Source organism: Niabella drilacis, from assembly GCF_900101395.1.
Lineage (GTDB): Bacteria > Bacteroidota > Bacteroidia > Chitinophagales > Chitinophagaceae > Niabella > Niabella drilacis.
This window is the reverse complement of the sequence record NZ_FMZO01000005.1, coordinates 283,344-295,215: the sequence shown is the minus strand read 5'-3', so window position 1 is coordinate 295,215 and position 11,872 is coordinate 283,344. Positions and strand designations below refer to the sequence as shown.

The window sequence follows — 11,872 nt, the reverse complement described above, 5'->3', positions numbered from 1 at the left end:
GACCTCCGCAACTTAGTAAGAGGTAATAAATAATGGCGCGCCCTGACATTGAATGTCTGGTGCAAGGTTGGTACATCCCACGTTGAAGCCCGGGAGTGTTCCATACGAACCGGCAATGATCAATGTTCCTGCTTCATTCATTTCTCCGGAAAAATACCTCAGGATACTACCACCCTCCGTTTCTATTCTATAGGAGGGATAATGGCTTTTGGCCAATTCAGTGAGCTGCTTTTCATTGAGTGCGGAAGCGTCCTCAGCGATATTGTTTTCAACCGCCATAAACAATGTTTCATTAGTCGCAAAACCGGGCAACAGGTATGAAAACTGTTTCAGTGCATAAACCGAAGCCGCACTTCCGTCAAAAGCAATAATATTCTTCGTTGGAGCCGTATACGTTTGCGGAATGATAACGATCGGGCACTCACTGTCGCGGATCAGGTCTGCCAGACAGGATCCGCACCAGCTGCCTGTATCCGCAATTTTCAGCAGCTCTTCCCCGATCAGAAGCAAATCCGCATACCGGGTTTCATACTGCAGCTCCGGCAGCTCAAACCGGCCGCCATCTGAATAGAGGGTGTAACAGATGTTGTTTTTTTTGCAAAAACCTATAAATTCATAAACAAGCTCAACCAGCCCCCTGTGCATTTTCTCATCACACGGAAGATCCTGTGCCGGGCAAGCGTTATGGGTCAGCAGATCCGTAAAATGAGACGCCGGTAAAAATAATCCTGAAAGCAAAACCGGCATCTGCCCGTTCATTTGCTTTACAAACTCAAAAACCGTTGGGCTAATGACTGTACCTTCAGAAGCTATTAATACCTTGATCATAATTGTGCTTATGATCCAAATGTATCCCCCGGCACAGTGTAAAATCAATGATGATCATCACTTTCGATACTGACTGGCATCAAAATATTCCGCCGGTTGCTAATGACAGGAGCCCGCACGCTACAAGCCCCCCGCAAAACGTGCTGTAATAAAGATGATGTCAATCACTGCACGCGTTGATGGCCATCATAGCCATACTTCCCAAATGCTATTAGATTGCAGAAAAAAAAATGAAAGCATTAGTATATCATGGCCCCGGCAATAAATCATGGGAAGAAAAACCCAAACCGGTTATTCTTCAGCCCACAGATGTAATTGTGCGCATCTCGAAAACCACGATCTGCGGAACCGATCTCCACATTTTAAAGGGCGATGTACCGGAAGTTGCAAAAGGGCGTATACTCGGCCATGAAGGCGTTGGTATTGTCGAAGAAGCCGGAGCGGCTGTCGGCAATTTCAGGAAAGGCGACCGGGTGCTGATCTCCTGCATCACTTCCTGCAGCAAATGCAGCTACTGTAAACGGGGCATGTATTCCCATTGCATTAACGGGGGATGGATACTGGGGCATTTAATTGATGGTACACAGGCAGAATATGTCAGGATCCCCTACGCAGATTCGAGCCTGTATCCCATTCCCGAAGGAAGCGATGAAGATGCCCTCGTCATGCTAAGCGATATACTGCCCACCGGTTTTGAATGCGGCGTTCTGAACGGGAAAGTGCAACCCGGCAGCACAATAGCTATTGCAGGCGCAGGTCCCATAGGACTGGCAGCACTTCTGACGGCCCAGTTCTATACACCATCGGCCATTATCATGATAGATCCGGACGACAACCGGCTTTCTGTTGCCAGCCAGTTCGGGGCCACGCATATTATCAACAACCAGCGGGAAAACGGGGTGGAAAAAATCATGGCCCTTACGGCTAACACCGGTGTAGACACTGCCATTGAAGCGGTTGGCATACCGGCAACATTTGGACTCTGTGAAGCAATTATTGCGCCGGGGGGCACGATCGCCAATATAGGCGTACATGGAAAAAGTGTGGATCTGCACCTGGAAAGACTGTGGTCCAGGAATATCACCATCACCACAAGGCTTGTAGATACGGTAACCACCCCTATGCTGTTAAAGACGGTAACCGCAAAAAAAATTGACGCCAAAAAGCTCATTACCCATTACTTCAGGCTGGATGATATCATGAGCGCATACAACACCTTTGAGCATGCATCCGCTCAAAAAGCGCTGAAAGTAATTTTAAACAATACCGGGGTATAAATATTAAAGAATGACCGCCCGATGAAAAAAGTACTTTTTGTTTGTGATGGCGATAATTATTCGCATGAGGCCTTTGAGTTTATTAAACAGCTGCAGCAACATGAGCCGCTGTTTGTAAAGGGCCTCTTTTTTTCCACTCTGGAAATAAAGGAGCTGCTCTATGCCGGTTACCCTTTAAACAATGATCCCGGGCTGCAGGATACCGAAAGGGGCATTCCGCCCCAGGTAGTGGAGCGTTTCATCAACCAATGCAAAACCAATCAGATCCGGTATCTTGCTAAAGAACATAGCGGTTTTTCCTGGAGCCGGGCATTCTGGGAAAAGGAAAGCAGGTTTGCCGATCTTCTAATCATCAGCCAGAAAATGCTTTGCCATAATATTGATGCGCAACAACCTAATACATATATGCTGGAATTGCTTCGCTGGGTCGGCTGCCCGGTATGGGCTGTTCCCGAAAAAGCGACCCGTATTGAACAGATCATCGGGGCCTATGATGGTTCCCCGGAATGCATGCATGCGCTGGCGGCATTTTGCAGCATATTTCCCTGGCACCTGCATTTACCCACCTGCTTTGTGTATATTAAAAACGAAGACCGCGCTGAGATCCCCGATCTGGAACTACTGGAAGAATATGTTAACGCACATTTTACAGATGCCGAAATTCAGCAACTGCATGGGGATCCCGATCAGCTCTTTACCACCTGGATCGCATGCCACAAAAACCCGGTTATAATAACCGGTTCCTTCGGGCGATCGGCCGTTTCCAATTTCCTTCAGAAGAGTTTTTCGGGGCAGCTCATCGGGGAACAAATTGCGCCCCTGTTTATTGCCCGTTAGATTGCTGATTATTTCCGGAACAGCCGGTGCGACAATAAATACATGTACATTCAGGCTCACCATTACGATTCACCCCTGTAGCACCCGGGAAAGTCCGGCATTTGACGGCTTTTCAGAAGCAAGCGGTACCAGGCATTTCAGTTCCGGGGGCAGGAAAAGAGTGATCATAACCAGATCATAAAAATCACGACACCCGATCTCCGGGCCGGATCAGTCGCCCGGTAAAGCATCGTATCGCCTTTTAAGCCAAAGGCTAACCCGGACCAGCATTATCAGGGCAGGCACTTCAACCAAAGGCCCTATTACACCTGCGAATGCCTGGCCTGAATTAATACCAAATACACCGATCGCTACTGCAATTGCCAGCTCAAAATTGTTTCCCGCAGCAGTAAAAGAAACAGCAGCATTTTTAGAATAGTCCGCACCCAATACCCTGCCGATAAAAAAACTCACCAGGAACATTATGACAAAGTAAATAACCAACGGCAGGGCAATGCGTAATACATCAAATGGTATTTGCACCATCAGCTTTCCCTTCAGGCTAAACATAATCACAATCGTAAAAAGCAACGCAATAAGGGTGACCGGTGAAATAAAAGGAATAAATTTTTGCTCATACCACTGCAGTCCTTTCCATCTTAACAGTGCATAACGACTGATAACGCCCATTGCAAATGGGATACCGAGGTAGATAGCCACGCTTTTTGCTACCTGCTCCATACTAACAGGAACCTCCAGTCCCTTGTAACCGAACAGCGGGGGCAATACAGTGATAAAGACATAGGCATAAACACTATACAAGAGTACCTGGAAAATGCTGTTCAGTCCAACCAGTCCCGCCGCATACTCCCGGTTGCCCGCTGCCAATTCATTCCAAACGATCACCATGGCAATGCAACGGGCAATGCCTATTAAAATCAGTCCCACCATATACTCCGGGTACCCGCGCAAAAATAAAAGAGCCAGCAAAAACATCAGCACCGGGCCAATGACCCAGTTCAGCAACAATGAGGCCCCCAAGACCTTTGTGTTTGCAAAAACCTTCCCCATCTCCCCGTAGCGCACTTTGGCCAGAGGCGGGTACATCATCAGGATCAATCCTATCGCCAGCGGAACATTCGTTGTACCGGATGAAAATGAGTTTACAAACTCCGGTGCGCCCGGTATAAAATAGCCAATGCCTACCCCTGCCGCCATGGCGAGGAAGATCCATAGTGTAAGGTACCGGTCTAAGAGCCTGTTTAAAATTCATTCAATGGCTTTATTATGGCTGTTTTGGGCTGCAACTGCGTTAAATTTTTCGCCATAGTGGCCTACTATGCCTGCAAAATTTTCCTTGTTTCGCTCCAAAATAGCTTCATAATAAATTCCATCAATAAAATTTAAACAGGCTCTAAAAATCCAAGCTGTTTCCGTTTGTGGGCCGGAATGCAATTATTGACAGACATAGTCAGGATAAGTGTTGCTGAATAAAATTACGGCAGTAGGTTTTGATTTGCTCCCGTACTGCCCGGAACTGCTCCCTGATCTCAGGTTCCGTACCGGTAGCCTTTGCCGGATCCGGAAAATCGTAATGGAACTTTTGCGCACCCGGCGGGAACCAGGGACAACGTTCTTTCGCATGATCACATACTGTTATTACGTAATCAAAGTCGATATCCGTATACTCGGTAATGTTATTGGAAGTATGCCCGGAAATATCGATACCGTCTTCTTTCATGGTGGCAACGGCATACGGGTTTACGCCATGGGTTACTACCCCTGCACTATAAACTTCCGCTTTGCCTGCGGCGAAATGTTTCAGATATCCTTCCGCGATCTGGCTGCGGCAGCTGTTGCCGGTACAAAGCACTAAAATTTTTTTCATTTTTATATCGTATTTTTTAATCACAACAACCGGGAGCACAACAAGCCTGCATGGGTTTTTCCGCGTATACGGTAATGCTATAGATACCGGTATTACTTTCCCTGAACCGGCTGATTGCCTCCGGCGAAAGATAGGCCGACAATATATCGTCCGGTATCGTTATGGATTTTTCTTTTTGAATCGTAAGGCCGGCGAATCCACTATTATGAATAAGCCCGAGGTACTCCTGTTTTTGAATGGCGCCGGATACGCAGCCGGCATACATTTCAGCAGCCTGCTGAATATCCTGGGGAAGCGTTCCTTCCAGCACAATATCCGAGATGCTGAAGTGGCCGCCGGGCTTTAAGACCCTGAAAATTTCTTTGAATACACCCGCCTTACCGGGCACGAGGTTTAACACACAATTGCTTACCACAACGTCAGCAATACCGGAAGTCACAGGCATGTGCTCAATATCGCCCTGGCGGAATTCCACATTATTAAAACCCAGTTTTTCAGCATTCATCCGTGCTTTCTCAATCATCGCGGGTGTGAAGTCGATCCCGATAACCTTGCCGGTTTCGCCGGTCTCGTGCCGGGCTACAAAGCAGTCATTACCAGCTCCGCTGCCCAGGTCGATCACGAGGTCGCCTTTCCGGATCTTTGCAAACTGCGTGGGAAGGCCGCAACCCAACCCAAGGTCGGCATCGGGTGTATAACCATCGAGGTTGGTATAATCATCACTCATGATGTTATACACTTCGTCTGAACAGCACCCGGAGCCACAACAGGAAGCGGCGTTCGTATCCCTATCCTGTGAGGCAATTTCACCGTATTTTTGACGGACCATTTCTTTTATTTGTGCATCAGTAGCCATCTTTTTCATTTTTATTTATTGTAATATTACGATTGATTTTATCAAAAAATTTTAACAGCAGCGATTCCCGTCTAATGAAACCTCTTTAAAAAAGCTGCGAAAAAGCTCCCGGTATTGCTTCCAGATTTCCGGGTTGATGCAATAGCAAACAGATACCCCTTCAATCGTTCCCTGGATAATACCGGCGGTTTTTAACTCCTTCAGATGCTGAGAAGTGGTGGCCTGTGCTAATCCCAGCTCCTCAACCAGATCTCCGCAAACGCAGGCGTTCTTCTTTACCAGGTATTGCAATATGGCAATACGGGCCGGATGCGCCAACGCTTTAGCCATATTGGCGATATCATTTTGCTGTTTGCTAAATAGATCTGCTTTTGTTGTCCCCATGTCACTCCTTTATCAATCGCAATATTACGATATATTTTAAATACCACAATTTTTTTTTGTACCCGGAAATTGATACGGGCTTTCCTGCCCGGGCTATATCTGAAACTCGCAGCAGACTTGCTTTGCCATATACGCAAATACCCCGTAGTACCGGGAAACGGGAAACGCTCAGCCGTACAACAACTGCGGCCTATTTCCCGGCCCGGAAGTCGTGATGCTGAACGTTGATACAGTACAAACCTGATATAAAAGACGAGCTCAAAACCTGTTGTACCACCCTGGCAACTATATCCATCTGCTTTAACGGCCCGGCGGAAGTTACAAACGGGAAGCTTAGAGGAAGCGTGCATTTTATCCGCAACGCTGCGGATATAAGTTCAGATAAACACCTGTTATTTTTCAAACCGTCCTGTTACCTCCAGTATCTTAACCCGGTACAGGGCGGTTTTGATCCGCGTGCCATCGTCTATTGTTCCTGACACTTCATGCTCGTGCGGATGAATCGTACTGCTGGTAGACAGAGGGTATACCCGGTCGAAAAGGAGCTCCCTTGCCGCTGTTGCCTCCGCTCCCTCCAGCTCTTCAAAGAGCCCGAAAACGATCACGCTCCGCCAGTTGCGCATATCCGTCATTACATCTACCTCGAAACATACTTTTGGATTCCTGCGAAGGATATCCAGTTTTTTGCCCTCATTTGTTTGCCCGTAAATGTAATTGCCGTCATATGCGTAAGTTACGGGCGTAATATACGGCTGGTCGCCATCGGTACAGGCAAGCCTGCCGGTCACCTGGCTTTGAAGGATATTAGCGATGGCCGTTCCGGTTAATTCACCTAACATTTGCTGAGTTTTTATTGATCGCAGTGCTGTTTTCAACCATCAGGGTTCCTGAAACTTCCAGACTGCAAGGCAAATTTACCATTAAGCCTCGCTTTACTAATGATTACTGTCATATCCCGCTTTGATTATGCTCATCGAACAATACCCTGGTGAAGCTTAGCCAGGGGTTGCAGTTACTGTTTATTTTTCCGGGCTGCCACCAACAGGTTCCCCGCAGCAACGACCGGCTTCCATAGCTCCCCTGTTCTTTTCATCATCCCTGCTATCAAGCACTAACCTTGCCTCCGGTACCTGGTAATGAGATTGTTTTCCCGATCTTTCAATAACGCGTCGGCAATCTTTTGCAAAAGGGGAATTACAGGTCCGTTTCATCCCCGGCTCCTCCCTGGCGGAAATATTCTTTGCAGGCAGCTGTATGAATCCGGGCCTTCGTATTATTACTGCCGATATCCCTGTAAAGAGCGAAACGCTGCTACCGGTCCTACCAGACAATTGTAACTACTGCATTCGCAGGTATCGTATACCCCGCATTCCGGCCGGAGCAATTGATATGAAAGGGCTGCTCGTTATCCTGCTCATTTAAAACGATCAATACTTTCCTGCCCGCCGCTGTTACAAACGCTACGTTAGAAAGACCGGCAGCCTCGCTGCTGTAGATCCGCCGGGACCCTGCAGGCACAAATTTTGATGCATGTGCAATGATATAATAGGCTACGTTCCGGTTCACAGAATTGCCATCAAGGGTCAGCGCACCTTTACACTGCGTACATCCCCCGGGGGTGTGCGGATTATAACCCGGATCACTGGCCAGGTTCCATTCCAGTGCTATACGGCTCCAGTTCCTGATAGTGCCGATGATCACGTTTTTTATATGCCATTTCAGGTCGCCGCTAAAGGCCCCCTTTGAGCCGGTCCACTGCTCGGTAAAGTACAGGTTCCTGTCCGGATGGGCGTCATGCACCTGGCTCATGGCGCTTACATTCCCCGCATAGAGGTGAAAGGCTGACCCGTCTATATATTGCTTTGCCCCCGGATCATCCAGGATCGTAATGGGATAATCGGGCCGGTCGAGGTTATGATCATATACGACGATCTTTGTATGGATACCGGCGGCCTTAAACGCTGGTCCCAGCTGGTTTTTTATAAAATCCCGCTGTTGCGCCGCCAGCATCAGCAGGCTTGGGTTATTACCCGGATGCAGGGGTTCGTTCTGGGGTGTGAGCGCATCAATGGTAATGCCCTCGGCCTTCATTGCCCGGATATATTTTATCAAATACCGGGCGTAGGAGGCATAGTATTCCGGTTTCAGGCTGCCGCCCCTGGTGGCGCCGTTGTCTTTCATCCACGCCGGCGGGCTCCAGGGCGAAGCCAGTATCTTTATTTTGGGATTGATGACCAGGATCTCTTTGAGCACCGGTACCAGGTTGGCCTTATCCGGGGCGATGCTGAACTTTTCCTGTTCAGGATCCGTTTGCCCGGCCGGCAGATCGTTATAACTGAACACCGCGGGATCCAGATCCGAAGCACCCACGCTTATCCGCAGGTAACTAACACCGATACTGTTTTCGCCGTTCCCAAACAATTCCCGCAACAGGGCGGTTCTTCCGGATGCATCCAGCCGGTTAATGAGCATCGCGCTGCCCCCTGTTAATGTATAGCCGAAGCCATCAATTTCCTGGAAGGAACGGGTATGGTCTACCTCAATAACCGTTCCCCCGGCTGTTCCCTTTAGGAAGCGGACCGTATTGCTTTTCTTTAGCAATACCGAGGAATCGGCTTTGGTTACCCAGACAGTTGCATTACCCGGAGCCGGTTGAGGCTCCCTGCCACCGGGGTTACCGGCTTTATTGCACTGGGCATAAACGGATAAAAAAGCGATCAGGCAAATGCCCGCAGTGGTTCTTTTTTGTTGCATCCTGTTTTTATTTTATAACACGCTTCCGGAATCAATAACCCGTTCGGATCTGAGCTCTCCTGCATCGTCCCAAAGCAGCAGCGAAGGCCGCTTTAATGCGCCCATCCGGGTTCATCGTAAACGCAATGCGGGTATCTTTATAGCTATCCGGCGGCGAATCTACATCAAAATAAAGAATAGTGCAGTCTTTCACGCCCGTTGCCCTAAATTAAGCCGGCTGCGGCTTTTACCCGGTCAGGGGCTATTTATTTCTTCGTCAACCTGTATCTCAAATGAGTTGTCAGGTTTGATGGTATCACCTCTATCACCTGAATATCGTATTTGTCTTTATCAATGCCGTCAAACAGCCGGATACCGCTTCCCAAAAAAACAGGCGCAATATGAACCAGGAATTCGTCAACAAGACCCGCATTAAGAAACTGCTGAATTGTATCCGCACCGCCCTGTATTCTTATATCCTTCCCCCCGGCGGATTGTTTTGCTTTTTCCAATGCATGCTGTATACCATCATTGATAAAATAAAAAGTAGTAGACCCTTTTTGAACCCAGGGCTCGCGTTTTTCATGGGTCAGTACATATACATCTGCTTCGTACAGATCTTCTGCCCAGTGAACTTCGCCCTCCTCAAACATGCGTTTTCCCATGATGTAGGCGCCGGTTCTTGCAAATACCTCATCAATTATGGTACTGTCTGCACCGTATTCCTCGCCCCCCTCCATTTTAATATGCTTCCAAAAAGCTTTTTGTTTAAACATCCAGCCGTGGATCTTCCCGGAAACGCCACCCATCGGGTTGTTGGGACTCCTGTTATCACCTGCGAAAAAGCCATCAAGGGATATGCCGCTGTCAAAGATAATTTTGCCCATAATTTTTATTTATTGTGGGGCAAAGTTAATCGCTTCCGCCGGTTCCGCTGGCCGCCGCCAGGACCAACATTTCCGCAGTGTCGTTAAGGCCGCTGCTCCCCTGATTGATCACCAGATCTTTATCCTGTCCTTTGGCTCCCGGTACATCCTGTTACCTGGCTGCACGCTGAACGCCTTATAAAACGGCTCAAAGTTCATCAGGGGACCAAGTACACGCCAATCAGGCGTGGAGTGTGGGTCCGTATGCACCAGCATCCGCATAATCGCATCTGTATATTTGCTTCTCCACGCCTGTGCATAAGCCAGGAAAAAACGCTGGTCGGATGTGAAGCCATCAATTTTTGAATCAGTTTGCCCCTGTTGGGTCATTTTAAAGGCATCATAGGCAATGGCGATCCCACCAAAGTCTGCTATATTTTCGCCCGATGTCAGCTTGCCGTTGAGATGCAGGGAATCCAGTACCACAAAGCCATCATATAACTGTTGTATTTGTTTTACCTTTTCATCAAATTTTGCTTTATCCTGTTTTGTCCACCAATCATGTATATTGCCTGTTTTGTCATATTGCGCACCCTGGTCGTCAAATCCATGTGTTATTTCGTGCCCGATCACTGCACCTATTCCGCCATAGTTCATCGCATCGTCTGCATCTTTGTCAAAAAAAGGAAACTGCAGAATACCGGCGGGAAAATTAATATCGTTTCTCGTGGGATCATAATATGCATTCAGCGTTGGCGGTGTCATGAACCAGAGCGATTCATCTACCTGCCTGCCCAGCTGGGACAGCTGAAAGTCAAAATTGTTCCGGCTGGCTGCCACTATATTCTCAAAATACTTTGACCGATCGATGTGCACCCTACTATAATCACGCCATTTGTCGGGATAACCGATCTTCCGGCGGATAGCTTTGAGTTTTTCTGCTGCAACTATTTTGGTAGAATCACTCATCCAGTCCAGCTTTTGAATACGCGCGGCAAATGCTTCTATAAGGTTATCGATCAACACATCCATTCTTTGCCTGGCTTCCGGTGGAAAATACTTTTTTACATATAATTGCCCCAATGCCTCGCCCAGCTTTTTGTCCGTTACACCGCAAATACGCTCCCAACGCGCCTGCTGTACCTGCTGGCCGGTCAGATCTTTACGATAGCTGAATGCAGCATCCTGGAAAGGCTGGCTCAGGTAGCCCGCATAATTTTTTAGGATATGCGCCCGTAAATATAATTTCCAGTTTGGTATAGAAACGGTTTGTAAAAGTGTATTCAGCCGGGTGTAATAGCCGGCCTGCTCCATATCTACAGAATCAGCGCGCCCTCCTATGTTCCGGAAAAATGCCGTCCAGCCGATATTGGGTTGTTCTTTATCGATTTTGGCAAATGCTACCTTGTTGTAATTGGCTTTCACGTTGCGCAGCTCCACTGCCGTTTTATGGGAGGCGGCCATATCTTTTTCTACCTGGTACACGGTGCCGGTGTTTTTTACGGCATTAATACTGTCCGTACCGGTCAGGCGAAAAAGGGTACTGAGATAATTCTTATAGGCATTCTGAACTGCAACAGTAGCGCTGTCTGTCCGAAAATAATAATCCCTCTCCGGCAGACCAATACCGGCCTGCAGCAGCAACCCGATATTCATCCGGCTGTTTCCCTGGTCCGCATCAACACTAAAGCCGATAAGGGTCTGGTTCCCGTTTTTTTCCTCTGCTGCTACCAACTTCATCAGGGACGGTATATCCGTAATGGCATCGATCTGTGCCAGTAAAGGGTTCACAGGTTCGTAACCCCGGTTGTTGATAAGGACCGTATCCATACCGGAGGTATAAAAATCGCCCACTTTTTGCTCAATGCTCCCTGCACCGGCGCCGTTCTTTGACGCGTCTTCCAAAAGCGTTTTTAATTTTTGCTGTATTCCGCGATGCACATCCAAACCACTTCCCGCAACGGGATAATCCGGCGGAATTTTGGCGGTGTCTGACCATTTGCCATTCGCAAACCGGTAAAAGTCATCACCAGGCTTTACAGAGCTGTCTACGAATTGCGTTTCGATAAAATGCTCGCGGATCAACCGGGAATGGGTGCCGTTGTTATGGCAGGATGCGCCGGCACAGCAAAGCGCCGCACCAATGGCGAAAGTAGCGAGTCTGCTTTTATGCATTTGTTTAGTTTTTATTGTTGTACTGCTGATAAAAACGGCAGCATAGAGG

The 11,872-nt window shown here is 48.1% G+C and carries 11 protein-coding genes; 2 read left to right on the top strand and 9 right to left on the bottom strand.

The window, feature by feature from the left end:
• Nucleotides 1-12: 12 nt before the first annotated feature.
• Nucleotides 13-828 carry a hypothetical protein gene (locus BLS44_RS11475; RefSeq protein WP_143019740.1) on the bottom strand — a complete coding sequence of 272 codons (816 nt, stop codon included), beginning with the start codon at nt 826-828 and terminating at the stop codon, nt 13-15.
• A 230-nt stretch (nt 829-1,058) separates the two neighbouring features.
• Between BLS44_RS11475 and BLS44_RS11470 the strand changes: the two genes are divergently transcribed.
• Together BLS44_RS11470 and BLS44_RS11465 are read left to right on the top strand one after the other, a co-directional pair.
• Nucleotides 1,059-2,105, top strand: coding sequence for a zinc-dependent alcohol dehydrogenase family protein (locus BLS44_RS11470; protein ID WP_090390192.1), 1,047 nt, complete (start codon nt 1,059-1,061; stop codon nt 2,103-2,105).
• Nucleotides 2,106-2,126: 21 nt separating this feature from the next.
• The gene (locus BLS44_RS11465; RefSeq protein WP_090390191.1) at nt 2,127-2,942 is read left to right on the top strand and encodes a hypothetical protein; all 816 of its coding nucleotides are present in this window, start codon (nt 2,127-2,129) and stop codon (nt 2,940-2,942) included.
• 210 nt (nt 2,943-3,152) lie between these two features.
• Here BLS44_RS11465 and arsB read toward each other — a convergent pair whose 3' ends face one another.
• The 8 genes from arsB to BLS44_RS11420 form a co-directional block, all read right to left on the bottom strand.
• A complete protein-coding gene (arsB, locus tag BLS44_RS11460) occupies nt 3,153-4,190 on the bottom strand; it encodes an ACR3 family arsenite efflux transporter (RefSeq protein ID WP_262492852.1) in 1,038 nt (345 codons plus the stop codon).
• A gap of 202 nt (nt 4,191-4,392) precedes the next feature.
• Nucleotides 4,393-4,809, bottom strand: coding sequence for an arsenate reductase ArsC (locus BLS44_RS11450; RefSeq protein ID WP_090390318.1), 417 nt, complete (start codon nt 4,807-4,809; stop codon nt 4,393-4,395).
• Nucleotides 4,810-4,825: 16 nt separating this feature from the next.
• Nucleotides 4,826-5,665, bottom strand: a complete 840-nt coding sequence (locus BLS44_RS11445; protein ID WP_090390317.1) for an arsenite methyltransferase — start codon at nt 5,663-5,665, stop codon at nt 4,826-4,828.
• A 51-nt stretch (nt 5,666-5,716) separates the two neighbouring features.
• Nucleotides 5,717-6,049, bottom strand: a complete 333-nt coding sequence (locus BLS44_RS11440) for an ArsR/SmtB family transcription factor (protein ID WP_090390188.1) — start codon at nt 6,047-6,049, stop codon at nt 5,717-5,719.
• A 392-nt stretch (nt 6,050-6,441) separates the two neighbouring features.
• A complete protein-coding gene (locus tag BLS44_RS11435; RefSeq protein ID WP_090390187.1) occupies nt 6,442-6,888 on the bottom strand; it encodes a pyridoxamine 5'-phosphate oxidase family protein in 447 nt (148 codons plus the stop codon).
• A 481-nt stretch (nt 6,889-7,369) separates the two neighbouring features.
• Nucleotides 7,370-8,803, bottom strand: coding sequence for a glycoside hydrolase family 30 protein (locus tag BLS44_RS11430; protein WP_090390186.1), 1,434 nt, complete (start codon nt 8,801-8,803; stop codon nt 7,370-7,372).
• Nucleotides 8,804-9,048: 245 nt separating this feature from the next.
• Nucleotides 9,049-9,669, bottom strand: a complete 621-nt coding sequence (locus BLS44_RS11425) for a dihydrofolate reductase family protein (RefSeq protein WP_090390185.1) — start codon at nt 9,667-9,669, stop codon at nt 9,049-9,051.
• A 108-nt stretch (nt 9,670-9,777) separates the two neighbouring features.
• Nucleotides 9,778-11,823 (bottom strand): M13 family metallopeptidase, encoded by a 2,046-nt coding sequence (locus BLS44_RS11420; protein WP_090390184.1) that lies wholly within the window; start codon nt 11,821-11,823, stop codon nt 9,778-9,780.
• Between the last annotated feature and the right edge of the window lie 49 nt (nt 11,824-11,872).

Bases quoted from the DNA above. Each gene is read 5' to 3' on its own strand.
- BLS44_RS11470 (WP_090390192.1), top strand. From the start codon at position 1,059: ATGAAAGCATTAGTATATCATGGCCCCGGCAATAAATCATGGGAAGAA.
- BLS44_RS11425 (WP_090390185.1), bottom strand. From the start codon at position 9,669: ATGGGCAAAATTATCTTTGACAGCGGCATATCCCTTGATGGCTTTTTC.
- BLS44_RS11450 (WP_090390318.1), bottom strand. From the start codon at position 4,809: ATGAAAAAAATTTTAGTGCTTTGTACCGGCAACAGCTGCCGCAGCCAG.
- BLS44_RS11445 (WP_090390317.1), bottom strand. From the start codon at position 5,665: ATGGCTACTGATGCACAAATAAAAGAAATGGTCCGTCAAAAATACGGT.
- BLS44_RS11420 (WP_090390184.1), bottom strand. From the start codon at position 11,823: ATGCATAAAAGCAGACTCGCTACTTTCGCCATTGGTGCGGCGCTTTGC.
- BLS44_RS11440 (WP_090390188.1), bottom strand. From the start codon at position 6,049: ATGGGGACAACAAAAGCAGATCTATTTAGCAAACAGCAAAATGATATC.
- BLS44_RS11435 (WP_090390187.1), bottom strand. From the start codon at position 6,888: ATGTTAGGTGAATTAACCGGAACGGCCATCGCTAATATCCTTCAAAGC.
- BLS44_RS11475 (WP_143019740.1), bottom strand. From the start codon at position 828: ATGATCAAGGTATTAATAGCTTCTGAAGGTACAGTCATTAGCCCAACG.
- BLS44_RS11465 (WP_090390191.1), top strand. From the start codon at position 2,127: ATGAAAAAAGTACTTTTTGTTTGTGATGGCGATAATTATTCGCATGAG.
- BLS44_RS11430 (WP_090390186.1), bottom strand. From the start codon at position 8,803: ATGCAACAAAAAAGAACCACTGCGGGCATTTGCCTGATCGCTTTTTTA.